Genomic DNA, 24,461 nt, shown 5'->3' with positions numbered 1-24,461 from the left:
GCAGGCGACGGTAAAATCCACCTCTTGCGCGGAATCTCGGGTCATCATCCGGCCGGAATTTCGAATGTTTTTGCAGGGATGTTTCGGGGAAAGAAACATGATGTAACACCTCTTTGGCATTGATTGAGACAGTTTCCCCGGTTCGGGAAAAATGAGTCGGGTTCCTTTCCGTCCCGGTTGAAAAAAATGCGTTATTTCGATAAGCTTAGCTTGACAGGGAGCGGCTGAAACCGCTGTCCGCCGAAAAGCGGAGGTCTGTTATATATCAAAGTGGGAGGAAGGTGAAACAGACCATGACAGAATTGACCTGGAAAGTGGGCGGCGCCCAGGGGGAGGGAATCGACAGCACCGGCGAGATTTTCGCCATGGCGCTGAACAGGCGGGGACATTACGTCTTTGCGTATCGTCACTTCATGTCCCTGATCAAAGGAGGACACACCAACTACAAGGTTCGCGTCTCTCCCCGGAAGACGGGATATCATGGAGACGGATTGGACATTTTGATCGCTTTCGATCAGCGGACAGTGGATGAAAACGGCTGGGAGCTGAACGAAGGGGCGGCTCTCATTTACGACTCGAGCCGGATTCGGTCCCTCAAGGTCCCGGAGGGCAAAGACATCCGCCTCTGTCCGGTTCCGGTGACGGAGATGGCCAAGGAAGTGGGCAGCCCGATCATGAAAAACATGATCGCTTGCGGCGTGTCCGCCGGTCTGGTCGGTCTTTCGCCGGACGCCTTCGATTCGTTGATCGAGGATCGCTTCGGCAAGAAAGGGGAGCAGGTGGTCGCCAAGAACAAGGAGGCCGTGAAAAAGGGGTATGACTATGCCCTCGCCCATTTCGGCCAGCTGAAGAAGCTGCCGGATCCGGAACCCGAAGAAGACGGGGGAGGCCATCTGTTCCTTTCCGGGAACGAGGCCGTCGCCTTGGGAGCGCTGGCTGCCGGATGCCGTTTTCTGGCCGCTTACCCGATCACGCCCGCGACGGAGATCATGTATGCGGCGCTGGCCCATTTCCCCCGGTTCGGCGGAAAAGTGATTCAGGCGGAGGATGAGATTGCCGCCTGCATCATGGCGATCGGCGCCAACTATGCGGGGGTGCGGGCGATGACTTCCACTTCCGGCCCGGGCATTTCCCTCATGCAGGAGGCGATCGGCCTGGCCGGCATCACCGAGACCCCGCTGGTGGTGGTGGATGTGATGCGGGGCGGTCCGGGAACCGGTTTGCCGACCAAGACGGAGCAGTCGGACCTGAATGAATTGTTGTACGGTTCCCACGGGGAGATTCCGCGGATCGTTCTCACCCCCACCTCCGTGGAGGAGTGTTTCCGTTACACCGCCGAAGCCTTCAATCTGGCGGAGAAGTATCAATGCCCCGTGATTATTGCCACCGACATGTTCCTGGGCATGTCCAAACAATCGGTGCCCGTGAAAGCGATTGATTTCTCGTCGATTCGCATCGATCGCGGCGAGTTGATTTCCGACGAGGAGCTGGCCCAGTTGGCCCCGGGGGCGTATCGCCGCTACACCGTGACCGAGTCGGGGATTTCCAAGCGCTCGATTCCGGGCCAGAAAAACGGACGCTTCGTGGCGCTGAGCAACGAGCACGATGATGGTGCCATCGAGGAAATCGAGGATCCCCGGACCCGGGTGGAGCAGATGCGTAAACGCTTGCGCAAGCTGAAGGGCTTTGACGCCGATGCCATCGGCTACAGCTACGACGGCCCGGAAAAAACCGAGTGGACGCTGGTCGGTTTCGGATCCACCGCCGCCCAGATCCGGGAAGCCGTGGAAATCCTGCGCAGCCGGGGAATCCGAACCGGTCACCTGCAGCTCCGGGTGCTCAATCCCTTCCCGGATGCGTCGGTCAGGCGGATTCTTGAGGGAGCGGAGCGCATCCTGGTGGTGGAGAACAACGCCACCGGCCAGCTTGCCGAACGGATCCGCGCCCGGGTCGGTTTTCACGACAAAATCGTCAGCTGCCTGAAATTTAGCGGAGATCCCTTCACGGTGAAGGAGATCCTCGGACATGTCCATCAGGAGGAAGGGGTGACGGCGTGATGGCGACCATCAAAGATTTCCGCACGAATAACCGGCCCACTTGGTGCCCCGGATGCGGCGACTATGCGGTGTTGTCCTCCCTGCAGAAGGCATGCGCCGACCTGGGGCTGGCGCCGGAGGAAGTGGTTCTGGTTTCGGGGATCGGATGTTCGGGGAAAATCGCCCAACACTTCGGTTCCTACGGTTTCCACAGCCTCCACGGGCGGGCCTTGCCCACGGCGACGGGGGTGAAACTGGCCAACCAGGATCTCACGGTGATCGCCGCCGGGGGAGACGGCGACGGTTACGGGATCGGGATGGGCCACTTTGTCCACGCGGTGCGGCGGAACATCGACCTGACCTATATCGTGATGGACAACCACATCTACGGTTTGACCACCGGACAGCTTTCCCCGACCAGCGAGCGCGGGTTCAAATCGAAGACTTCGCCCAAAGGTTCCGCGGAGGAACCGGTCAAGGCGGTGGAAACCGCCATCGTCAACGGCGCCAGCTTTGTGGCTCAGGCCTTTTCCGGTGATGTCAAACAGATGACGCGCCTTTTCGAGGAAGCGATCCGCCATCGCGGTTTCGCCCTGGTCAACTGCTTCAGCCCGTGCGTCACCTTCAACAAGGTGAACACCTACGATTGGTTCAAGGAAAAGCTGGTCAACGTGGATGAACGGGAGGATTACGATCCCACCGACCGCGAAGGAGCCCTCCGGCTCTTGCATGAAACGGGAGGAGTGGTCACCGGAGTCCTGTACAAGCAGGAACGCCCCGTTTTCCACGAGGAGATGATCGGGGCCAGCGAAGTGGCTACGGTCAAGGTGGATCTTCAGCTGAAGGAGGAAGACACACAGGCCCTGCTGCAGAGCTATCGCTGATCAAAAGCACCCATCATTTCCCGCCTTCGGGCGGGTTTCTTTTTTTGTCCGGCAGGGCCTGTTATATAATATATCCATATTATATTATTGTTATAATACAACGTCAAACAAAAGGGGCGAATGGTCGGAAAATTTCCGTGACCGGATGTTTCCGGCTCCGGAAGTATCCCAACCAATTCTCATCCGGATACCGGAAAGGATAGCGGCGATGCCGGCAACCGTAAGATGAAACTGACAACTGCAAGGGAGGGGCGGGACAAGTGGTGATTGCAGGGCTGGGATTGGGCGTGAATCAGATCTTCGCAGGCACGCTGACGTCCATATTCATGGAAAACGGCAGCAATGACGACGATTGAGGCGCGAGCCCGCAAAATGCGGGTTTTTCTTTTTGGGCCATTTTTGGACCGGATGCCGGAGGTCCGATTGACCGCGGTATTCTGCCCTTTGAAAAGACAAACCCGGCATTTTCATGCCGGATTTGCCTGTATGCATGACGTAAGGTCCGCATGCGGGATCAATAAATGCCGAAGGTTGCCAGGAGGATAGCCATGGCGACGGAGAGAAGGGGGATGAGAAGCGATACCACAAAGATGTCCAGATAACTGTCCCTGTGGGTCATGCCGGTGATGGTCAGGAGCGTCAGCACCGCCCCGTTGTGAGGGAGGGTGTCCAAGCCGCCGGACGCTAGGGAGGCGATCCGGTGGAAAGCCTCCGGCGAAAGGCCGGTGGAGAGGGCGAGTTCATAATACTTCTGTCCCAGGGCCTCCAGGGCGATCCCCATGCCGCCGGAGGCGGATCCGGTCGCCCCTGCCAGCAAATTGACGGCGATCGCTTCGGAAATCAAGGGGTTCCCCTTCATGTTGATCAGCAGGCTGGTTAAGGTTTCGAAGCCGGGAACCGCTTTGACGACGGTTCCAAAGCCCACCGCCGCGCTGGTGTTGATGATGGCCGTGACGGAGCCGACGGCTCCCTCATTGATGGCCTGGACGAAGGATTTCACTTTTCGGAAATTGAGAATCAGGATGAGCAAAATTCCCGACAACAGGGCGACGATGATGTCCCAGCGAAGCAGGTTCAAAGTGATCAGGACGGTGATCAAAGGCAGCAGGGACAGCAGGGGGTTCGGGAGTTTATGTTCCTGCTCCGCAACCACCTTTTGCCGGTCCGGTTCCGTAAAATGCTCTCCTCGGGCCAACAGAACCTTTTCCCGCCGGCGAAGATACAGATAGCCTCCCACTCCCATGATCAGACTGGCCACGATTCCGATGACCGGGGCGGCCGTCGGCGTGGTGTGGAAATACTGCATCGGGATCAGGTTCTGAATCTGAGGAGTTCCGGGCATGGCCGTCATGGTGAAGGTGAAGGCCCCCAGGGCCACCGTGCCGGGGATCAGCCGCCGGGGGAGGTTGGCCTCCCGGAAGAGGCTTACGGCCAGGGGATACACGGCGAACACGACCACGAACAGACTGACTCCACCGTAGGTTAAGACGGCGGATGCAAGGAACACCCCTAGGATGGCCCGCTTCTTTCCGATCAATCTGGACAGGGAAACGGCCACCGATTGGGCCATTCCCGTATCTTCCATCAACTTTCCGAAGACGGCGCCGAGCATGAAGACCGGGAACCATTGTCGGGCGAAGCCGACGAAGCCGCCCATGTACGTATCCTTGTAGGCGTCCAGCAGGTCGAGGCCGCCGGTCAGGGCGACGACCCCCGCCGAAACCGGAGCGATCCAGATGATGGACCATCCCCGGTAAGCCAATACCATCAATACCGCCAGTCCAAGCAGGATGCCGAGCATCGGATCTCCCCTTTCTCTGTCATGTGGTGGGCCCGCTTATTGGGCCGTGTATCCCGCGTCCAGGACGACCGCCTGCCCCGTGACCCCCTTGGCCTTGTCGCTGGCCAAAAACAGGGCGTAGTCGGCGACTTCCCGGACCGACAGCAGCCGTTTTTGGGGAATCAGGGGATACAGCACTTCGTCCAGCACCTTTTCCACCGGGATGTTCCGGGTCCTGGCCAGGTCTTCAAATTGGCCGCGGACCAGGGGCGTGTCCACATAACCCGGGCACAGGGCGTTGACGGTGATCCCCGAATCCGCCGCTTCCAGCGCCGCCACCTTGGTCAACCCGATGACTCCGTGCTTGGCGCTGTTGTAGGCCGCCTTTCCCGCGAAGCCGATCAAACCGTTGATGGACGCGATATTGATGATGCGCCCGTACCTTTGCTTCTTCATGATGGGAAACACGTGCTTGATGGCCATGAAGGGGGCCACCAGCATCACTTTGAGAAGGTACTCGAATCGTTCGGTGGGGAACTCTTCGATCCTCGCCACATGCTGCAGGCCGGCGTTGTTGATCAATATGTCTACGGTGCCGTAGGTGTCCACCGTCGCAGCGATGGCTCGCTTCAATTCCTCCTCGACGGTGACGTCGCATTTCACCCCGAGGCAGTCATGGCCCTGACGCTTCAGTTCCGCCGTCTTTTCCGTCAGCTTCCCTTCATCGATATCCGTAAACACCACCTTGGCCCCGTGTCTCAGGAAGTGACGGCCGATCTCATGACCGATGCCGCTGGCCGCCCCCGTGATCAACAGCACCTTGTCTTCGACCATCGCGCGATTCCCCCTTTTTCTTTTTTCAGTCTTCAATCATCGATCGTGCAAAAGATGTGCCAACCGGGAGGGAAGGAAGATCCGCCGCGAGGGGGGCCGAAATAGGAGGATGTCCCGCCACAAAAAAACCTTTCCGGAATGCCGGAAAGGTCAGGATGCCGAAATGAGCGGGAAGCGATTATTGTTTCGAATCCACAGGAGGAGGTCGCCGGGCGAAAAAATGGTCTCCCGCCTCCCGATCAGTTGTCTCACTTTTCCGTATTTCCGGAAAGGTTGGGTTCCGAAGGAGGTGCATCCCTTCGTTTTGGCGCATTTCCGGTTTTCCGGAGGGTTTCCGGAAATCCGGAACGATTACAGGCCGTGTTTTTTCAGTTTTTCGTAAAGGGTCGATTTCCCGATTCCCAGAATTTTGGCCGCTTTCAATTTATCGCCCTTGGCCTTGTGCAGGGCCAATTCGATGGCTTGCCTTTCGGTCCGTTCCAAAATTTCCTTTAAATTGCCGTGCTCCTCCAGACGGACCGGCTCGATCAGCAAATGTTCCGGAAGATCCTCCAAAGTGATGATTTCACGGTTTGTCAAGTGCACGGCGGCTTCCACCACATTTTCCAGCTCGCGGACGTTGCCGGGCCAGCGGTACTCCTGAAACCGCTCCATCACCGAATCCTCTACGTCGACGACCCGCTTCCCCGTCCGCTCGCTGATTTTGTGCAGGAAAAACATCGTCAGCGCCCGGATGTCTTCCTTCCTTTCGCGCAGGGGAGGGATGTGAAGCCGGATTACGTGTATCCGGTAAAACAGATCTTCCCGGAATCGCTTTTCCCGTACCAGTTCCTCCAGGGGTTGGTTGGTGGCCGCGATCACCCGGACATCCACTTTTCGAGGCTTCACCGCCCCGACGGGCTGGATTTCGCCGTCCTGAAGGACGCGCAAAATCTTCACCTGGGCGGACAGGGGCATGTCCCCGATTTCGTCCAAAAAGATCGTGCCGCCGTCGGCGATCTGGAATTTGCCTATCTTGCCTTCCTTGCGGGCACCGGTGAAAGCGCCGGGCTCATAGCCGAACAATTCCGACTCCATCAAATGTTCGGGGATGGCGGCGCAGTTGACGGTGACAAAGGGTTTTCCGCTTCTTTCGCTGAGTTGATGGATGCTGTGGGCAAACAGCTCTTTTCCGGTGCCGCTTTCTCCGGTAATCAGGACGGAGGCATTACCGGCGGCGATCCGCTTCACCTTGTTTTTCAATTCGATCATTTGCGGGGATATGGCGATGATGTCGTGGAGGGAGTAGATGGCGCCATGGGATTTTTTTTGCCGTTTCCGGTATTGTTCCACTTCCAGCAGGAGGGATTTGATGTGGCTGTTCATCTTCATCCATTCCTGGGTGTCGCGGTAGAGGACGATTCCGATGGCACCGATCACTTTCCCTTCGGACCACACGGGGATGCGGTTGGCGATCATGTAGTTTCCCCGGATGTACTGCAGGTCGGCGATTTCCTCCTTGCCGGTCTGAACGACGATGTGCATCCTCGTGTTTTCAATCACGTCGGTGACATGTTTCCCGACGGCTTCCTCCCTCTTTACCCCCAGAAATCGGCAATAGCTTTCATTCAAATAGATGATGTATCCCCGGTCGTCGACGATCACCAGACAATAATGGGCATTTTCGAATACCGCCCGGATAAACTGCTCCTGATGGGGCGAATGTTCCAGTACGATCATGTCCACCCCCTGGGCGAAGGAATTTTGCCTGTCACCAGTTCGATATCAAACAGCACAACCGGTACAAATAGTGCACTCCCAGCATTTGACAGCGGTTGATGTCGTTCAGTCTGACCAGGGAATCCCGGGCCACTTTCCGGACATTTTCCAGGTGGTTGTGTCCCAGTTCCTTCATCACTTGCCGGATCACATGGATGGGATAATCGGCGTTGCGCAGGATGCGGATCATCAGGATCTGTCGGATGTGGGAGGGGTACAACCGGCGGTAGCCGTTTTCCGGATCCCTCGGCAACGAGAGCAGCCCTTCCCTTTCCCAGTGCCGGATGGAGGAGCTGGGCACGCCCGTCTCCCGGGACGCCTCTCCGATGGTCATCCATTTTCTTTTTCTGTTCCATTCCAGTTTGTCCAGCTCATCGGTTTCCAGCAGGCGGATGGTTTTTTCCGTCAAAACCTTTTCCCGATGAAGCAGCGCCTGCTGCTCGTTCACCAACCAGAGGGCTTCATCAACCTCCTGCTTCTGCAGCTTTCGCACCACTTCCCGGGTGATGGGAATGCCGAAGCCCGGGATCATGGCCCGGATGCATTCAAAATAGGCCACATGTTCTTCCGTGTACACCCGGTAACCGTTTGCCGCCCGCGGGACGGGGGGAACCAGTCCCAGGCTTTCGTAGTTCCTCAGGGTGCTGGTGCTGATGTTCAACCTTCTGGCGATATCGATCGGTCTCATGTCGGTCCTTTTCCCCTCTGAACAACATTATAGATGAACATTCAACCACGCTAGAAAGGTTATGCATTGAGAACTCCCGTCATTTCGGGGCAAAATTCCTTAAAGTTTAGTACTTGCACGAATGTAATAGAATGGATGTGCGAAGTCAAGCCATGAGGGAGGAATCATATCGAGGTGCGCGGTGCCCGGGAGCACAACTTGAAGAATGTGTCTCTGAACATTCCCAAGAATCAGTTGGTGGTGGTCACCGGCCCCTCGGGTTCCGGGAAATCCACCCTGGTCATGGATACGCTTCTCAGGGAATGCCAGCGGTTGTATCTGGAATCCCGGGGGATGATCACGGCGGAATCCATCAGCAAGCCGAAGGTGGACGCCATCCGCGGGCTTTCGCCGGCGATCAGCGTCGGACGGCAGGCGGCGAACCGGAATCCCCGGTCCACGGTGGGAACCGTGACGGACATCTACACGTTGGTCCGCATCCTGTTCGCCAAGGCGGGAACGCGCCCCTGCCCGTCCTGCGGGACGGCGATCGTTCCCACTCCGGAAGGAGATGCTTTGGAGGCGGAGGAGCCCGGAAGGATTTCGTGTCCCCGATGCGGTCAGCCCGTGGAGAAATGGACGATGGCCCATTTCTCCTTCAACAAGCCCGAGGGGGCGTGTCCCGCCTGCAGCGGGTTGGGTCAAATCGTCACCCTGGATGAAGCGGCCGTTTTGGACGAAAACCGGAGCCTGCGGGACGGGGGAGTGCTGATTTGGCAGCACGATTTCGTCATCGATTATCAAACGGCCATCCTGAAGGCGGCGGCCGCGCATTACGGGCTTGCGTTCGATGAACATGCCCCGATCAAGGAGTACGGCCGGGCCCAGCGGGACCTGCTCCTGTACGGTGTGGAAAGCGAAGAATTCAAGCGGCATTTCCCGGAGGTGAAACCGCCGAAGACGGTGAGAAAGGGAAAATTTGAGGGGGTCATCACGGGCATCTGGAGGAGGTACCGGGAAAAGGGCGGGGAATCTTCCGAAGCCGCATTGTTTGAGTCCAAAACCTGTCCCGATTGCCGGGGAACCCGTTTGAAAAAGGAGAGTCGGCTCGTCACGGTGGGCGGGTTATCGATCGATGAAGTCGCTTCGCGCTCGGTCGCTGACGCCCGGAATTGGGCCCGTGCCGTGCTGGAGCAGCTGACTCAACAACAGCGACGTCTGACGGAATCGATCTTGCAGGAAATCATTGTGCGCATGGGGCGACTGGTGGAGGTGGGCCTCGGTTATCTGTCGCTGGACCGACCGGCGGGGACCCTCTCCGGCGGGGAGATGCAGCGGCTGCGGCTGGCTTCCGTTCTCGGCTCGGGATTGACCGGTGTGGTGTATGTGCTGGACGAGCCGACCGTGGGTCTTCACCCCCGGGATACGCGGGGGCTCATCCGGGTGTTGAAGCGGCTGAAGGAAACGGGAAACACGCTTTTGGTGATCGAGCACAATGAAGAGGTGATCGAGGCGGCGGATCACGTCATCGACATGGGGCCGGGTGCCGGGAGCTTGGGGGGCGAGGTGGTCGGTCAGGGACGATTGGCCGATTTGATTCGCAATCCGAAATCGGTGACCGGAGCCCATTTCAGGGAGGCGGGCCGGCCCGCGAAACGGGAACGAAGGAAGGGAAACGGCCGCCTGCTGACGATCCGGGAGGCGTTTCTTCGAAATTTGAAGGGGATCACGGTATCGTTTCCCCTCGGCTGCCTGATCTCCGTGACCGGTGTGTCGGGATCGGGGAAATCGACGCTTCTGTTTGACGTGCTGGCCGCTTCTTGGCAAAAGGGGAGTCCCGTCGGGTGCAGGGAGATCTCCGGATGGAAGGGGGTCGGGCAGCTGATCACCGTGGACCAATCCCCTCTGACGCGCATGAAACGATCCAACGTGGCCACTTATACCGACGTCTACACCCATCTGAGAAAATGGTACACCGGTTTGCCGGAAGCCAGGCGCGCCGGTTTGACCGCCAAGCATTTCTCCTTCAATTCTCCCGGAGGGCGGTGTGAAAAGTGTCAGGGACTCGGCGTCGTTCCGGTGTACATGCATTTCCTTGCCGAGGTGGAAGTGCACTGTCCGGCCTGCCGCGGCAGGCGGTTTCAGGAGGAGGTGCTTCGCGTCGAATACAAGGGGTACTCCATTTCCGATGTGTTGGACATGACCGTTGAGGAAAGCCTGTCCGTCTTCGATGACCACGGCGTCATCACGGAAACGGCCGAATTGCTGAGGGAAGTGGGCCTGGGCTACCTGAAGTGGGGACAATCCGTCAACACCCTGTCGGGGGGCGAATCCCAGCGGATCAAATTGGCGAAGGAGTTGAGCAGGAAAGCCCGAAGCCATGCCCTGTACCTGCTGGATGAACCGACGACGGGATTGCACCCGGGTGACGTCCGGCGGTTGCACGTTCTCCTGAACAAACTGGTTGATGCGGGCCATACCGTGATTTTGGTTGAACATCACCTGGATCTGATCAGCGGTTCCGATTGGGTGATCGACCTCGGGCCGGAAGGAGGAGAGGCGGGAGGAAACCTGGTGGCGGAGGGAACACCGGAGGAGGTGGCACGGGTCGAGGCTTCCTACACCGGACAATTTCTGAAAGAGAAACTGGGAATTTGAGACTTTTCGGCAAGGGGAGGGATCGGAAGTGGAGGAGGTCTATCTGGCCAGGGTGTTTCACCGGGAATCGATGCCGGGGAATCTGACGGGGGTGGTGGTTTGTCCGTCGCCCCCCCGTCCCCGGGACTGTCAGTTTGTCGCCCGCCGGTTGGGATTGCCGGATACGTGTTTTGTCTGGAAAAGCGCCTCGGGAAATTGGATGCACCGGACCTTCTCTCCCTACGAGGAACTGACCTTCTGCACCCAGACCCTCTTGGCCGGGGCCGCTTGCCTGCAGGCGGGAAAGGATTGCCCCTTTGAGACGGCGATCGGTCCCGTCACGGTGCATCGGGACGAGGGACAATACTGGATCCGGCAGGATGTGGACAAGGCCCGTCGGCTAAAGGATCGGTCCGTGCTCCACCGGCTGGGTCTGGAGGAACAACTTTTGGGCGGGGAACCGGCCGTCACCGGCGTCGGCAGGCAAAGGCTGTACATCCCCCTTCGTTCCCCGGGCATTCTGTATCGGTTGACCTTTTCGTCCGAAATCATCCTGCGGGAGTGCCGGAGGCACGGCTGGACGGGTCTTTGCTTTTTTGCCGTGATGGATGAGGGGCACGTCGCTCTCCGCGTCTTTACCACTTCCCTCAAGGGCGGTGAAGATGCGGCGACCGGAGGAGCGGCCCTCGGTTTGATCGGTTACCATCGGTTTCAGTCCCTCGGATTGTCGGAGAGGGTGCGGGTGGAGCAAGGACCGGCGGGATCGGAAAAAAGGGGATGTATCCGGCTCAGATGGAGTTCTTCGTCCCCATCGGTATGGCTGGGGAGTCCGGTCGACGTGTTGATGCGGGGAACCCTGGTTGTCAGGCAAGGTGGATGAGGACTGCAGGCGCCTTGGAGCGGACGGCGGATTCCGCTTGTAAACGGCACTCACGGAAGCATTGATGGGGAGCATACGGCTCCCGACGACAGAAACCCGCCGTTGGAGCGGGTTTCTCAGTTTATTGACGATGCCGGAACGGAACGGTTTTCCGCCCAGCAACCCCTGCTGCATTGGAGAAGAGGCGGAAAATCGCGTCCCTCCCTCAGCATGGAGTCAGCTTCATCGGTTTCTTTCCTCGTTTTCGATTTATCCTTGGGTAACCCGCACGCTCGCGGCGAGCCGGTAGAGGGGAAGGAGCTTGTCGATGGTCTCTTCAATGGTGCTTACGAGGCGATCCGGATCCCCCACCACCGGGTCGTTGCGGTCCAGGTGGATGCCGCACAGAAACTCCGCCTTTTTCACGGTTTCCAGCCGGTCCAGCCGCTGCCGCACCTGGTCGAGGGACAAATCTCCCTTCCGGACCGCTTCCGGTTTCGTGTGATCCTCCGACAGCAGGAAATGGTCGGGAATCGACGGCCAGATTTCATTCAGCCGTTCTTTCAGGTTGCGGGCGAAGGCTCCCTTGTCCGGGGATTCGTAAATCAGGGCGAACACGACGAACAAATGGGTTTGCCACAGCCCCGTCTGGAAATGGGGGTGAGCCTTGTATCCCCGTTTGTTGGTCGCCCAGGCCACCCAGGTGTCATCCGGAGGATGGACGGTCCGCCGGGCGTGTTTGGCCACGTGGGCGTAGACCGGTTCCCCGAGCCGGGAGGAGAGGAAGGGAACCACGGCTTCCCCGATCGCTTCCAACTTCGGACGGATGCGCGCTTTCAGGGCTTCCATCCGGGAGTCGAGGCCGGGGATCGCAAAGACTTCGAAATCTTCCTTGGTGAAACCGGTCGGTTTCATGGTTTTTCACCTGCCAAGCGCTTTTCTTCATTCTAGCATAAAGGAGAACAGAACGGAAAAACATGGATGGTGCGCAATGGGGGAAGGGGCCGTTACCTTCTCTGAGAGCGGAACGTATGGTGAAAGAAAGAGTCCCCGTTCCTCCGCCATTTTGTCGGATCCGAAAAAGGAGGATGCCGGCTTTTTCCGCCGTTGCGGGCGGTTTGGTTTCCTTATAGGGTGTGCGGGGGTTTATTTTGACCGCCAAGGGGGCATCCTGTATCCAGAATCGCCGATGGAAAATGATGGGGATGAAGGCGCATCCGATCCGATGAGGCATCCATTCGCAAAAAGGGGGGCAGCGGAACTGTGGAAGATGTGATTAAAGCTTACAAGTGCCGGGAACCGGAGAAACGGATCCCCGTTCTCCGACTGGAACTGGATTACGAGCTGGCCCTTCTTTACGAAGCTTTGATCGAAAACAACACTCACCGAATCGATCAGTGCAAGGCACGCCTGGAGGAACTTCGCCGGGAAATGTTGATGCTGGAAGCTCTGTAGGCGGGGGTCGCTTTCAGAAAATCCGGCCTTCCGAAAAGGATTGGGAAACATCGTGTCGAAGGTTGAAGTGTATCTCGCAAGAGGTACACTTTTTCTGTTGCAATCCATCAAGGGAGAAGGAGGCCGGGACTGTGGAGTGGAAAGTGACCCAGGAACCGTTGCCCCAATTGGCCGTTGACGGGATTGTCGTCCTGCACACCGAAGAAGGAAAGGCCGTTCGCGAAGATGTAAGGGCAGTGGATGAGATGCTGGATTTCCGGATTTCCCGGTTGATTGCCGATGGAGAAATCACCGGAAAAAACGGGGAGATCACCCTGTTGCACACCTGGGACAAAATTCCCGCCAAACGGGTTTTTGTCGTGGGAATGGGAAAAGAAAAGGAGCTGGATGCGGACCGCCTGCGCAACGGGTTTGCTGCCGTCGCCCGGAGGGCGGTGGAACGGGGGTTGAAGCATCTGGGAATCGCGTTGCCCGAGTCCCTCGCGGAAGGAAAAAATGTTTCCGACCTCGTTCAGGCGGCGGTGGAGGGTGTGGAGCTCGGGGCGTATACCTACGGGGGGTACAGGGGAGAAAAGAAGGAATCTTCCCTCGCCACCGTTTTTCTCTCCCTTTCCGGCTTGTCCGCCTCCGGAGCGAATGCCGGCCTGGAGCGGGGGAAGGTGTTCGCCCGCGCCACCAATTTGGCCCGCACCTGGGTCAACGAGCCGGCGAACCGCCTCACTCCCGCAGCCTTGGCGGATCAGGCCGCGGAGGTGGCGAAACGGCACGGTCTGAAGGTGGATATCCTGGATGAAAACCGGATCGAAGCGATGAACATGGGCGGGCTGTTGGCCGTCTCCCGGGGAAGCGACAATCCTCCCCGGATGATCGTCCTCTCCTATTACGGCGCGCCGGAGAACAAAGAGGTGCTGGGACTGGTGGGTAAAGGCATCACCTTTGACAGCGGAGGCATCCAGGTGAAGCCTGCCAAGTCCATGAACAGGATGAAGGAGGACATGGCCGGCGCCGCCGCGGTGATCGCCGCGATGGAGGGAATCGGTTCCCTCAAGCCCCACGGCAATGTGATCGCGGTGGTCCCGACCTGTGAGAACTTGGTGGATGGAAGGGGATTTCGCCCGGGGGACGTGATCCGGTCCTTCAGCGGGAAAACCATTGAAATCGAGCACACCGACGCCGAGGGAAGGCTGATCCTGGCCGACGCCCTCGCCTACGCCCGCCGGCTGGGCGCGACCCGTTTGGTGGATGTGGCCACCCTCACGGGAGCGATTGTGGTGGCTCTGGGCAGGGAAGTGACGGGCCTGATGACCAATGACGCTTCCTGGGGCGAGGAAGTGAAGATGGCCGCCCGCTTGGCCGGAGAGAGGGTGTGGGAGCTTCCCCTGGTCCAGGAGTACGAGGAATGGCTGCGCAGTTCGGTGGCTGATCTGAGAAACCACGGCGGAATTTCCGAAGCCGGAGCGATCCAGGGAGCGCTGTTCCTCAAACAGTTTGTCGGGGAGACGCCCTGGGTTCACCTGGATATCGCGGGAACCGTTCATTCCAGAAAAGCCCGGGGCATACACGGCGAAGGAGGCACGGGAGTTGGGGTCCGCACGCTGATCCAGCTGGCCATCCAATTCGCCGGCCATTGAGGCTCCGGCCGGTCCGGGAGAGACCGGTGAAGCGGCCTCTCCCAGGCATTCCGGCTGTTAGACCTTGCAAGTCATCGGAAAAGGGGATGAACGATGAAAATTGTCCGATACGAGCATCGAGGAACCGTCGGTTACGGCGTGTGGCGCGAGGGGAGGATCCATCCGGTGGAGGGGGAGCTGTTCGGCGCTTTTTCCGAAACGGGGGAGTCCCTGCCGGCGGGAGAGGTTCGCCTGCTCGCCCCTCTGGTTCCCAACAAGCTGATCGCCATCGGGCTCAACTACCGGGAACACGCCAGGGAGCAGGGAAAACCCCTGCCGGAGGAACCGTTGATGTTCATGGTGTCCCCCACCGCCGTCGTCGGCCCCGGCGAGGCGATCCGCCTGCCCAATCTGGAGGATCGAATCGATCATGAGGCGGAATTGGCGGTCGTGATCGGCAAGCGGGGAAAAAACATTCCGCGGGAAAGGGCCGAAGAGTACATCTTCGGCTACACCTGTGCCAACGATGTTTCCAACCGGGTTTTGCAGACCCGCGACGGCCAAAACACCCGAGCCAAGTCCTTCGATACCTTCAAGCCCCTGGGGCCGGCGATCGAGACGGAGCTCGACCCGTCGGATTTGCCGGTTCGCTGCCGGGTGAACGGGGAGATCCGGCAGGACGGCCGCACGTCGGATCTGATTCATCCCGTTCCCGTGCTGGTGGAGTTTATTTCCTCCGTCTTTCCCCTGGAACCCGGCGATGTGATCCTGACCGGAACGCCGAGCGGCGTGGGGCCTCTTACGCCGGGGGATGAAGTGGAAATCACCATTGAGGGCATCGGGACCCTTTCAAACCGGGTGGTCGCGCCTTGAACCGGCGTCCCTGCGGGAAGAGCCAATCCCCTTCGGATTCGGTGCATTGTGCGGTCGATGGCTCCCGGAATGAGGGGGAGGCCGGCGGCGCAAAAAGACGGGGAGAGCCGTCGCCAAAGCGCAGCTGGGGCCTGCTTCGGGAGGAACTTTTCCGCTGGAGGCCGGAGCTGACGGCGGACCAATGGTGGGAAGGGGAAAATCGCTTTTTTCGGTGCCTGGGAAGCGTGTTGGTCCAGCGGACCACCTGGCAAAACGCCAGACGGGCGATCGGGAGATTGAGGGAGCGCGGCTTGACCGACCCGAATGCCGTCCTTCAGGCGTCGGATGAGGAATTGGCCGCGGCCGTCCGGCCGGCGGGTTTTTACCGGAGCAAAGTGCCGGCGATCCGGGAGGTGTGCCGCCTCTTCCTCCGGGTTCGGGACGGTGCGGAAAACGCCTCCGACCTCCGCGGCCGGCTGCTTCAAATCCGAGGGATCGGGCCGGAGACCGCGGACACGATCCTGCTTTACGTGTTTGACCGCCCGGCGTTTGTCGGGGATGCGTATGCGGAGCGAATCGCTTCCCGCTGGTTCGGAGAGGCCTTGACGAGAGAGAAGATCCGCGAAGAGGTGCTTCGGGAGATTCAGGATCCCGTTCAGCTCCAGTTGCTGCACGCGCACTTGGTGGAACTGGGAAAAGAGTTCTGCCGGAAGAGGGCCCCCCGATGCCCGGAATGCCCGCTTAGGGTCACCTGTCATTTGGGAAGCGGCGGGGTCGGATTCCTTCCTTGACAAGCGACGGGACGGCCGGGGGGAACAGCGGCTTCCTGTTGCGGCAGAGCCGGGGAAAATGGTATCATGGAAAAGGTCTTGGGCGCCCGCCGGGAATGCAGGCGCCCTCTTCTTTCAGGAGGCGATTTTCCATGAAGATCGGTTGTCACATCAGCGTGTCCAAGGGGTTTTTGAAGGCCTCTCAGCGGGCCAAGGAGCTGGGGGCCGAAGCCTTTCAAGTGTTTACCAAAAATCCCCGGGGTCTGAGGCCTAAAAAACTGGACCTGGAGGATGCGGAAAAAGGGGTCCGCTATTGCCGCGAAAACGGGCTGGTTCTGGTGGCCCACACACCGTACATCACCAATTTGTCCACTCCCAAGGAAGACCTGCGCGAGGTGACCATCCGTTCCATCAAGGAAGATTTGCGGATCGCGGAGGCGTACGGGGCGGTCGGAGCCGTGGTCCATTGCGGGAAACACGTCGGAAAGGGCGTGGAATACGGAACCCGCCGCATGATCGAAACCCTCAACCTGATCCTGGAAGGGTATGAGGGAGGGACCAAGCTCCTTTTGGAAAACACGGCGGGGCAGGGCTCGGAGTTGGGCCTGACCATCGCCGATCTGGTGGCGATTCGGGAAGCGACCGATTATCCCGAAAAAATCGGTTTTTGCTTCGACACCTGCCACGGATTCGCCGCCGGCGCCTGGTCGGAGGAAAGTTTCGACGAATTGGTCCGCACCATGGAGGAGACGGGATATCTGGAGCATCTGACGGCGATTCATTTCAACGACAGCAAAGCCCCCTTCAACAGCCGGAAGGACCGGCATGCCAAAATCGGTCAAGGGGAGATCGGCTCGGCGGCACTGGCCCGTTTTTTGACCTGCGAGGCCTTTGCGGGGTTGCCGGTGATCCTGGAGACCCCTGTGGAGGATGAAGCGGAATATGCGGAGGAGATTCGCCTTCTCCATACCCTGAAGGAAAACGGGACAGCCTGATCGGAGGGAACCTGGATGGAAATCATCGACCAAGCTCTGGAACGGCCGGTTGTCGCCTACTTTGTCATTCTCATCCTGACGGGGATCGTTTACAAAGTCGCCTTTGCCCGTCCCCTCCCTCCCTTGAAGGCGCTGGTGGTGTATGTGTTCCTTGCGCTGGGGTGTTTCCTGCTTCTCCTCTTCCACATGCTGCAATTTCCGATCGTTCCCATCCTGGTCATCAGCGTGGTTCTGATCGGCGTGGCCCGCATCCGCATGGCCATGACGGAGAGGAAATCCCGGTCGGAAGAGCAAAAGGGGAAGAAGGTGTAGGGCATGAAGCTGACGGATGCGCTGTTCAACTGGTTGCAGATCCGCATCGTGGGAGATGCGCGGCCGAGGGATCGCTCGGCCCGGGATACCGTGCAGTTCTTCGAGCAGATCTTGAGGGAAGACCATCAGGTGAAGGAACTGCGACTGGAGTCGGATGATTCGGTCTACCGGGTTCATTACCTGCAGGGGGAGGAATGGAAATCCCGCGTGTTTGACCGGGATTCGGCCGAGCAGCTTCTGAGGGACATCGAAGCGGAACCCCGGTTCAACCTTCCGGATGACGCTTGAGGGATTGTAGCTTTTTGCGCTTTCGGACCCGTTCCGCAATCCGCTCGTGACATTCGGGACAGAGGATGATCCGGTGCGGGTGTTTGCGGAGCTTTTTGATCTGCATTTTGTCAGGGGTAAAATATCGATCGCACAGGATGCAACAAATTTTCATCGACCTTTGTCGCTCGCTTTCTTCGGGCATTTGAAACATTTTCGCCGTTTTTTTGGATAACCTTAGTATACTAGGGATGGGGAAATCCCGTCAAAAAACGGGAAGGGTGCGCCGCATCGGGCCGACGGCCCGTTTTTTTGCGCGCCCTCCATCCGCGGACAAACGGGGAGGATTTGCGATGGCTGAAGTGATTGCGGACGTTTTGACAGAGCAACTTCATGAAAAACTGCAGAGGGAACAATTTGTCCTGCTTTCCACCGTCGATGCGGAAACCGGCGGGCCGTGGGTGAGCGCCGTCTCCTGGGTGCATGCCCCGGAACCGGGGCGGATTCGCCTCGCCGTGGGACATCGTTCCCGGATCGTGACCAATGTGGAAGCCAATCCGCGGGTCGTGCTGACCGTGGTCGGCCCCGATTCCACCTATGCCGTATATGGAAGGGCACAGGTGACGGAAAAGCCGATGGAAGGGGTGGTGATCAAGCTGGCCCGGATCGACGTGTCGGTGGAGGCGGTCCGCAATGCCATGTTTTACGGGGCCCGGATCGTGCAGGAACCGGTTTATGAAAAGACGTACGACGAGGAGGCGGCGGCCAAGCTGGATCGCCAGGTTTTGAACGCGCTGAGGAAGTGATGTTTGCATGAAAAAAGGCCGGCGCATCGCCGGCCTTTTAGTGGGACGCCTTCCCGGCGGGGGAGGGGTTGGGCGTTTGGTTGAGCCGTTCCTGATCCAGCCGGGTGGGGGGCTGTTCCTGCCGGGGGACTTCCTTGGAGGGTTGGGGCATGATTCGGGCGGCAATCTCCGCCAACTCTTCGGCAATGCCGGCGGCAGGGCGGCCGGCGCGCATATCGTCGGCCAATTCCCGAAGCCGCTGCACCAGATCCACATCGGCTGTCACCAGAGCATTCTTGCCCTGGGGATCTTCATGAAGGGCCTGGGCCACGCTGTACTTGAGGGTTCCCACCCGCCCGCGATCCAAGGTGGGATCCACGTCGATGCCGACGATGGTGTATCGCCCGGCCACGACCGCGGTGGCGCTTTTCACCTGGGGAAAGCTTGTGGCAATGCGGACCATCCGTTCGGCGACGGCTTGATTCCGATCGGTGCGGCGGCTTTCGGGAGCGGTTTGGTCCACCCGAATCTTTTGGGTTGTATTCGGGGAAGGAGCCGACTCATTGGCCGGAGGTTTGTTGGCCGGTTGGCATCCCAGAAGCCACACGGCAGCGAGGAAAATCAGGGTCAGGGCACGCATCATGACCTTTCTTCCTTTCCGAATTCTTAGGTTCGTTCCTAGTGTAACCGCTTTGGATCAATCCATGTATTGATGCGCCCGAAGGGCTCTTTTGATCCGGTGACATCTTCCGTGTAGAATAAAAAAAGATCGGCAAGACCGAAAGGTGGTGTGGGCGTGCGCGTTGAATCGCTTGCTTTGGGGCCGTTGATGGCCAATTGTTACCTGCTTTACGACGAACATTCCCGTCGCGGCGTGGTGGTCGATCCCGGGGCGGAACCGGATCGGGTGCTGACGAGGATCGGTGAGTTGGGGCTACAGGTGGAGGCCGTTCTGCTGACCCATGCCCACTTTGACCACATCGGCGCCGTCGAGCCGGTGAGGGAAAAGACCGGCGCCCCCGTTTACGTTCATCGCCTTGAAGAGGATTGGCTGACGGATCCCCTGAAAAACGGCTCCGGATTGTGGCCGGGGTTGGAACCCGTCCGCTGCCGGGAGGCGGATCATTATCTGGAAGGCGGCGAGTCCCTGGTCTTTTTTGGACACACCTTTCGGGTGCTGCACACCCCGGGACATTCTCCGGGCAGCGTCACCTACGCTCTGGACGGGCTGGTGGTGAGCGGCGATGTGCTGTTCGCCGGTTCGATCGGCCGGACCGATCTTCCCGGCGGGGATTTTGACACCCTGATGCGCTCCATCCACGATCATCTGATGGTGTTGCCCGAGGAAACCCGGGTCTGCCCGGGCCACGGACCGGAAACCACCGTCGGCCGGGAACAGGAGACCAATCCGTTTCTTCACGGGTTCAGATAACCCGCCAAGGGGAGGGTCCCACTGGGAGGAGGGAGATGACTTGATCGAAGCGGAGCCCGTCCGGTTGGGCCCTTTTCTTCTTCCCGTCACCACGTTGGCACTGGCCCTTCTGGTCTGGCTTTCGGCCAGAGCGGCGGATCGCCTTCTTCCGGAAGACAAGGCCCGCTGGTCGGAACGGTTTTTGGGAGCGTTCCTGATGTATTTCATTTTGTACGAAATCAGCCCCCTGTTTACGGATCCCCTTTCGACCCTTCGGCATCCGTCCGCCATTCTGTATCTGAGCGGTTCGCCCAAGGGCGCGATGATCGCGGGCGGGATCACGGCGGTGTATCTTACCCTCTCTTTTCGGCGCCTTCAAATCCCCCTTTCCCGGGGGCTGGATGCGGCGGCTCTCGTCGCCCTTTTCACCGGCATCGGTTATTCGATCATTTTTCAAAATTGGGGAAAGCCAACCGATCTGCCCTGGGGTATAATCATAGGGGAGGGGGTAAGGGTTCATCCGATTCACCTATACCGCCTCCTGCTCCTTTCCGCCATTCTGTTTTGGTGGTGGCGTGGTCGAAGCCGTTTGCGTCCCGGGGAAACCTTCGCATGGGTGTCCCTGGCGGGAGGGATCGGTCTTCTGATCATATCCTATTTTGATTGGGAACCGCTCACGGTATGGCTGAACCTTTCCTGGAGCCAGTGGGCGTTTGTTGTCATTGCCGTCGCCGGCTGGTTGGCCAGCTGGTTTTTTGCAAGACCTGAAAGGGGAAATCAATATGAATCTGCGTAACGGATTGATCATGCTGGTGATCATCCTCGCGGTGGCCGGGGCCGTCTGGATGGGCGGAAGCAAAGGGGAAACGAGCGACGAGGCGCCGGTGAAAGGGCCCGAGGAATCGACGGCGAAGTCTGAGGAGGCCCCTTCGTCGCCCCCTCAGGATTCCAGCGCCGTGGAAAAGCCGCAACAAGGCTTTCGCGCCCCCAATTTCAAACTGAGGACCCTGGACGGGAAGACGGTGGAGCTGACGAAAAACGGAGGCAAGCCTTCCTTTATCAATCTCTGGGCTTCCTGGTGCCCTCCCTGCAAGATGGAGATGCCCCACATCCAGGAGGCTTACGAAAAATACGGGGACCGGGTCAATTTTCTCATGGTCAATTTGACGGGGACGGATGATCTGGACAAGATGAAGGAATACCTCTCCTCCGAAGGATTCACCTTCCCGGTGCTGCTGGATGAAAAGGGAGAGGTGGCCGATCGCTACGGCGTGATGTCCATTCCCATGACCTACGCGGTGAACGAAGAGGGAGTGATTATTCACAAGCAGATGGGCGCGATGTCAAGGGAGCAGATTTTTGATCTCATGGAGCAACTGGTGAAGACCAAGTGAGGCAGGAAGACCCTGTCGGGGGGAGGGATGAATCGTGGCGGAAGTGACGTGGTGGCTCGCCTTCGGGGCCGGGGTGCTCTCCTTTGTCTCCCCGTGCTGTCTCCCTTTGTATCCCTCGTACATTTCCTACATAACCGGGGTGTCCGTCAGCCAGCTGACGGATCGATCGCAGCCCCTTCAGATTCGCCGGGCGACGATGATTCACACGCTCTTTTTCATCTTGGGTTTTTCCGTCATTTTCTACGCCTTGGGCTTTTCGGTCAGCTGGCTGGGACGCCTCTTTCAGGAATATCAAGACATGATCCGCATGCTGGGGGGCGTCCTGATCTTCGTGATGGGACTGTTTTTGCTGGGGGTGTTCCAGCCTTCCTTCATGATGCGGGACGTGCGGATCGGAGCCCTTCAGAAACGCCGCCTGGGTTATGTCGGATCCATTCTGGTCGGGATGGGGTTTGCGGCCGGATGGACGCCCTGCGTGGGGCCGATCCTCGCTTCCGTCCTGGCCCTGTCCCTGACCGATCCCGCGTCGGGGTTGGGATATATCACCGCTTATACCCTGGGCTTTGCCATTCCCTTTTTCGTCATGGCCTTTTTCCTGGGGAGAACCCGGTGGATCCTCAAATATTCCAACCGGTTGATGAAGGTGGGGGGCGCGCTGATGGTCCTTTTCGGCATCCTGCTCTATTTCGACCAGATGACGGCGATCATCGCTTGGCTGACCCAATGGACCGGAGGTTTTACCGGGTTTTGAAGGGATCCCAAGCGTGACGGGAGCCGGGCAAGCGGAGAAATTCTCGGCATTTTTGTCCCGAAAGGAGGAAGGCGGATTGGAATACGGCGATGACGTCCTGAAGCGCCTGCGCCGGATCGAGGGACAGGTCCGGGGGGTGCTGCGGATGATGGACGAGGGAAAAAACTGCAAAGACGTCGTGATGCAGATGACCGCCATCCGCTCGGCAATCGACCGGGCCATTGCCGTCATCGTGTGCAACAATTTGGAACGCTGTCTCCGGGAGGAACTGGAGAAGGGCGAATCGGGAGACACGAAAAAAATGGTCCTCGAAGCCGTCGAGCTGATGGTGAAGAGCCGTTGAACGGCCGGGGAAGCAACGGAACGGGTGAAATCATGGATCGGCGAACGCGCTTTTGGATCAGAAGGTTGCTCATGGTTGTCATGTTGGTTTTGATCGGCTTTGCCCTTTACCAGACCGGCGAGTCGGAAGCGGTAGAGGTCGGCCGGACGGCCCCGGATTTCGAACTGACCACCCTGGACGGCAAAACGGTCAGGTTAAGCGATTTCCGGGGAAAAGGGGTGCTGATCAACTTCTGGGCCTCCTGGTGCAAACCCTGCCGGGACGAAATGCCGGCCATCCAGCGGGTGTACGAACGCCACCGGGACAAGGGTCTGGAGGTGTTGGCGGTCAACATCGCCGAGACGGAGGTGACCGTGGACGGTTTCGTCCGCCATCTGGACCTCACCTTTCCCATTCTGCTGGATCCGGACCGGGACGTGACCCGGCTGTACGGAATCGGCCCCATTCCTTCTTCGATCTTTGTTTCGCCGGAGGGCAAGGTGGTCCGGAAGGTGTCGGGGCAGATGCAGGAGGGTCAGATCGAGTCGATGGTCCTGGAGATTTTGGCGAAATAGGGGCGTCAACCGTGGGGGGTGTCTTAGGAAGGTGTCGGCAGAGCTGGTTCGGGTGATTTCCGGTGAAATCGCTTCGTCTCCGCGCCGGGCCATCCCTTTTCGCCGGTATATGGAACTTTGTCTGTACCATCCCCGGTGGGGGTATTACCGGCGGGAAGGAACCAAGATCGGCAGGGAAGGGGATTATTATACCAGTTCCCATGTGGGCGATCTTTTCGGCCGCGTGATGAGCGATGTCATCGAAGAGATGCGCCGTTTTTTTTTGCCGCGTCGTCGATGGATGCTGGTGGAAGTGGGAGCGGGGGACGGGCGGCTGATGGAGCAGATGATCAGGGGGCTTTGGGAGAAGGGGATCGGCAGGGAGGAGCTGGTGTGTTGCCTGGTGGAGACGAGTCCCTATCACCGCCGTTTGCAGGAAAGTCGCCTGCAGAGCGCTCCCTATCCCCTCCGCTGGGCGGACCGGATTTCCGACCTCCCCGGCGGGATGCCAGCGGTGGTTGTCAGCAATGAGTTGCTGGACGCGTTTCCCGTACACCGGATCCGGATGAGGGAGGGACGCCTGCGGGAGATCTACGTCACGAGGCGCGACGGCAGGTTTTTCGAGGTGGACGGCCCCCTGTCGACCGATGCCCTGCGGGATTATGTTCGCCGCTTCGGCCTGCGGCTGGAGGAAGGGCAGCAGGCCGAAGTGAATCTGGATGCCCGGGATTGGATTGCGGAAGTGGGGAATTGGCTGGATGAGGGATTTGTCATCACCGTCGATTACGGCGGCGACACGGAAGAGGTGTCCGGTCCCGCCCGCCCCCAGGGAACCCTGCGCTGTTTTTCCAGACATCGGGTGCACGGGGACCCCTACCGGGCCCCCGGCGAGGAGGATCTCACCAGCGACGTCAACTTTGAAGCGCTCCGGGCATGGGGCGAGGAGGCGGGATTGAAGCCTCTCCTCTGCACCACCCAGGGGGATTGGCTGGTCCGTTCCGGCATACTGAATTACCTTCAAGATCACCAAAATCCCGATCCCTTCAGCGAAGTGGCGCGGCGGAACCGGGCCGTCCGGCAATTGATCCTGCCCGGCGGAATGGGGGACATCTTCAAGGTGCTCATCCAGTGGAAGGGGGAAGGGCGGCCCACATTGAGGGGGATGAACGAAAAGGAGGCCGGATGAAGATCCGGCCTCCCGAGATTGATGACAAACCCCCTGGCTCTTTTCGCAAGAAAAGCGCCAGGGGTTGCATGTTTATGGGAAATAAACAGATAAAGGAAATTAGATTTGGTAAATTAGGCGGATCACAAAGCCTTTTCCTCTCTTCGAGAGGAGCAAGGCCATTTTTTTGATGTTTTGAGCCACGGCAATAAGGAGGCATTGCTCTCTGACTTTGGCAAGCCCCCTGTAGCGTGCATAACGAAGCCCATGAAGTTCTTTGGCGTCAGCGAAGCTGCGCTCAATGGTCTGACTCCGTCGTTTATACAGTTGTTTGCCCCTTTCACTTAAACGGTTTTGACGTGC

General features: G+C 58.9%; 27 protein-coding genes. 19 read left to right on the top strand and 8 right to left on the bottom strand.

The features are described 5' to 3' along the window. Positions 1 to 293 precede the first annotated feature (293 nt). Positions 294 to 2,057, top strand: coding sequence for a 2-oxoacid:acceptor oxidoreductase subunit alpha (locus BM063_RS01070; protein WP_092035481.1), 1,764 nt, complete (start codon positions 294 to 296; stop codon positions 2,055 to 2,057). Continuing rightward, a complete protein-coding gene (locus BM063_RS01065) occupies positions 2,057 to 2,920 on the top strand; it encodes a 2-oxoacid:ferredoxin oxidoreductase subunit beta (RefSeq protein ID WP_092035480.1) in 864 nt (287 codons plus the stop codon). Before BM063_RS01070 ends, BM063_RS01065 begins: the two co-directional genes overlap by 1 nt. 514 nt (positions 2,921 to 3,434) lie before the next feature. Here the strand turns inward: BM063_RS01065 and BM063_RS01060 are convergent. From BM063_RS01060 to BM063_RS01040, 4 genes are all read right to left on the bottom strand, one after another. Continuing rightward, entirely contained in the window at positions 3,435 to 4,721 is a 1,287-nt protein-coding gene (locus BM063_RS01060) for a GntP family permease (RefSeq protein ID WP_092035479.1), read from the bottom strand. 36 nt (positions 4,722 to 4,757) lie between these two features. Further along, positions 4,758 to 5,534: a 3-hydroxybutyrate dehydrogenase gene (locus BM063_RS01055; protein ID WP_092035478.1), complete on the bottom strand. Its 777-nt coding sequence runs from the start codon at positions 5,532 to 5,534 to the stop codon at positions 4,758 to 4,760. Positions 5,535 to 5,885: 351 nt separating this feature from the next. Next, a complete protein-coding gene (locus BM063_RS01045; RefSeq protein ID WP_092035476.1) occupies positions 5,886 to 7,253 on the bottom strand; it encodes a sigma-54 interaction domain-containing protein in 1,368 nt (455 codons plus the stop codon). A gap of 31 nt (positions 7,254 to 7,284) precedes the next feature. Next, positions 7,285 to 7,980: a MerR family transcriptional regulator gene (locus BM063_RS01040; RefSeq protein WP_092035475.1), complete on the bottom strand. Its 696-nt coding sequence runs from the start codon at positions 7,978 to 7,980 to the stop codon at positions 7,285 to 7,287. A 174-nt stretch (positions 7,981 to 8,154) separates the two neighbouring features. On the opposite strand from BM063_RS01040, the gene uvrA reads away from it, so the two are divergent. Then, positions 8,155 to 10,617 carry an excinuclease ABC subunit UvrA gene (gene uvrA / locus BM063_RS01035; protein WP_281246668.1) on the top strand — a complete coding sequence of 821 codons (2,463 nt, stop codon included), beginning with the start codon at positions 8,155 to 8,157 and terminating at the stop codon, positions 10,615 to 10,617. A 28-nt stretch (positions 10,618 to 10,645) separates the two neighbouring features. Then, a complete protein-coding gene (locus tag BM063_RS01030) occupies positions 10,646 to 11,476 on the top strand; it encodes a PhzF family phenazine biosynthesis protein (RefSeq protein WP_092035473.1) in 831 nt (276 codons plus the stop codon). Between the two features lie 249 nt (positions 11,477 to 11,725). On the opposite strand, the gene BM063_RS01025 is transcribed toward BM063_RS01030, so the two are convergent. Then, complete coding sequence (locus BM063_RS01025) at positions 11,726 to 12,370, bottom strand: YktB family protein (RefSeq protein ID WP_092035472.1); 645 nt, start codon at positions 12,368 to 12,370, stop codon at positions 11,726 to 11,728. A gap of 348 nt (positions 12,371 to 12,718) precedes the next feature. On the opposite strand from BM063_RS01025, the gene BM063_RS01015 reads away from it, so the two are divergent. The 7 genes from BM063_RS01015 to BM063_RS00985 all read left to right on the top strand — a co-directional run bounded on the left by BM063_RS01015 (position 12,719) and on the right by BM063_RS00985 (position 17,737). After that, a complete protein-coding gene (locus BM063_RS01015) occupies positions 12,719 to 12,910 on the top strand; it encodes a hypothetical protein (protein WP_092035470.1) in 192 nt (63 codons plus the stop codon). Positions 12,911 to 13,041: 131 nt separating this feature from the next. Beyond that, positions 13,042 to 14,541: a leucyl aminopeptidase gene (locus tag BM063_RS01010; protein WP_177198911.1), complete on the top strand. Its 1,500-nt coding sequence runs from the start codon at positions 13,042 to 13,044 to the stop codon at positions 14,539 to 14,541. A 93-nt stretch (positions 14,542 to 14,634) separates the two neighbouring features. After that, complete coding sequence (locus tag BM063_RS01005) at positions 14,635 to 15,393, top strand: fumarylacetoacetate hydrolase family protein (RefSeq protein ID WP_092035468.1); 759 nt, start codon at positions 14,635 to 14,637, stop codon at positions 15,391 to 15,393. Beyond that, positions 15,390 to 16,163, top strand: a complete 774-nt coding sequence (locus tag BM063_RS01000) for an endonuclease III domain-containing protein (RefSeq protein WP_092035467.1) — start codon at positions 15,390 to 15,392, stop codon at positions 16,161 to 16,163. Before BM063_RS01005 ends, BM063_RS01000 begins: the two co-directional genes overlap by 4 nt. Before the next feature lie 131 nt (positions 16,164 to 16,294). After that, positions 16,295 to 17,137 (top strand): deoxyribonuclease IV, encoded by an 843-nt coding sequence (locus BM063_RS00995; protein ID WP_092035466.1) that lies wholly within the window; start codon positions 16,295 to 16,297, stop codon positions 17,135 to 17,137. A 15-nt stretch (positions 17,138 to 17,152) separates the two neighbouring features. After that, positions 17,153 to 17,449, top strand: a complete 297-nt coding sequence (locus BM063_RS00990) for a YlaH-like family protein (protein ID WP_092035465.1) — start codon at positions 17,153 to 17,155, stop codon at positions 17,447 to 17,449. Between the two features lie 3 nt (positions 17,450 to 17,452). Continuing rightward, the gene (locus BM063_RS00985) at positions 17,453 to 17,737 is read left to right on the top strand and encodes a hypothetical protein (RefSeq protein WP_092035464.1); all 285 of its coding nucleotides are present in this window, start codon (positions 17,453 to 17,455) and stop codon (positions 17,735 to 17,737) included. Here BM063_RS00985 and BM063_RS00980 read toward each other — a convergent pair. Next, complete coding sequence (locus BM063_RS00980; protein WP_143085189.1) at positions 17,715 to 17,891, bottom strand: DUF2197 domain-containing protein; 177 nt, start codon at positions 17,889 to 17,891, stop codon at positions 17,715 to 17,717. The genes BM063_RS00985 and BM063_RS00980 overlap by 23 nt on opposite strands. A 178-nt stretch (positions 17,892 to 18,069) precedes the next feature. Here BM063_RS00980 and BM063_RS00975 point away from each other — a divergent pair, with 178 nt between their 5' ends. Continuing rightward, complete coding sequence (locus BM063_RS00975; protein ID WP_092035462.1) at positions 18,070 to 18,522, top strand: pyridoxamine 5'-phosphate oxidase family protein; 453 nt, start codon at positions 18,070 to 18,072, stop codon at positions 18,520 to 18,522. A gap of 37 nt (positions 18,523 to 18,559) precedes the next feature. Here the strand turns inward: BM063_RS00975 and BM063_RS00970 are convergent, their stop codons facing one another. Beyond that, a complete protein-coding gene (locus BM063_RS00970) occupies positions 18,560 to 19,144 on the bottom strand; it encodes a YhcN/YlaJ family sporulation lipoprotein (protein ID WP_092035461.1) in 585 nt (194 codons plus the stop codon). A 153-nt stretch (positions 19,145 to 19,297) separates the two neighbouring features. On the opposite strand from BM063_RS00970, the gene BM063_RS00965 reads away from it, so the two are divergent. The 7 genes from BM063_RS00965 to BM063_RS00935 all read left to right on the top strand — a co-directional run bounded on the left by BM063_RS00965 (position 19,298) and on the right by BM063_RS00935 (position 24,119). Beyond that, entirely contained in the window at positions 19,298 to 19,933 is a 636-nt protein-coding gene (locus BM063_RS00965; RefSeq protein ID WP_245751956.1) for an MBL fold metallo-hydrolase, read from the top strand. A gap of 40 nt (positions 19,934 to 19,973) precedes the next feature. Beyond that, on the top strand, positions 19,974 to 20,708 hold the full coding sequence (locus BM063_RS00960; RefSeq protein ID WP_092035460.1) for a prolipoprotein diacylglyceryl transferase family protein: 735 nt from the start codon (positions 19,974 to 19,976) through the stop codon (positions 20,706 to 20,708). Next, positions 20,695 to 21,306, top strand: a complete 612-nt coding sequence (locus BM063_RS00955) for a TlpA family protein disulfide reductase (protein WP_092035459.1) — start codon at positions 20,695 to 20,697, stop codon at positions 21,304 to 21,306. Before BM063_RS00960 ends, BM063_RS00955 begins: the two co-directional genes overlap by 14 nt. A 34-nt stretch (positions 21,307 to 21,340) precedes the next feature. Further along, positions 21,341 to 22,057 carry a cytochrome c biogenesis CcdA family protein gene (locus BM063_RS00950; protein ID WP_092035458.1) on the top strand — a complete coding sequence of 239 codons (717 nt, stop codon included), beginning with the start codon at positions 21,341 to 21,343 and terminating at the stop codon, positions 22,055 to 22,057. A 76-nt stretch (positions 22,058 to 22,133) separates the two neighbouring features. Further along, complete coding sequence (locus BM063_RS00945; RefSeq protein ID WP_092035636.1) at positions 22,134 to 22,400, top strand: metal-sensitive transcriptional regulator; 267 nt, start codon at positions 22,134 to 22,136, stop codon at positions 22,398 to 22,400. 32 nt (positions 22,401 to 22,432) lie between these two features. Next, complete coding sequence (gene resA / locus BM063_RS00940) at positions 22,433 to 22,954, top strand: thiol-disulfide oxidoreductase ResA (RefSeq protein ID WP_092035635.1); 522 nt, start codon at positions 22,433 to 22,435, stop codon at positions 22,952 to 22,954. Positions 22,955 to 22,985: 31 nt separating this feature from the next. After that, positions 22,986 to 24,119: a class I SAM-dependent methyltransferase gene (locus tag BM063_RS00935; RefSeq protein ID WP_092035457.1), complete on the top strand. Its 1,134-nt coding sequence runs from the start codon at positions 22,986 to 22,988 to the stop codon at positions 24,117 to 24,119. Between the two features lie 99 nt (positions 24,120 to 24,218). On the opposite strand, the gene BM063_RS00930 is transcribed toward BM063_RS00935, so the two are convergent. Then, on the bottom strand, positions 24,219 to 24,461 hold a 243-nt coding region (locus BM063_RS00930), incomplete at its 5' end, for a transposase (RefSeq protein ID WP_177198910.1).

It is taken from the genome of Planifilum fulgidum, from assembly GCF_900113175.1.
GTDB classification, from domain to species: domain Bacteria; phylum Bacillota; class Bacilli; order Thermoactinomycetales; family DSM-44946; genus Planifilum; species Planifilum fulgidum.
Note: the sequence above shows the minus strand (reverse complement) of the source record. Positions and strands in the feature narration are given on the sequence as shown.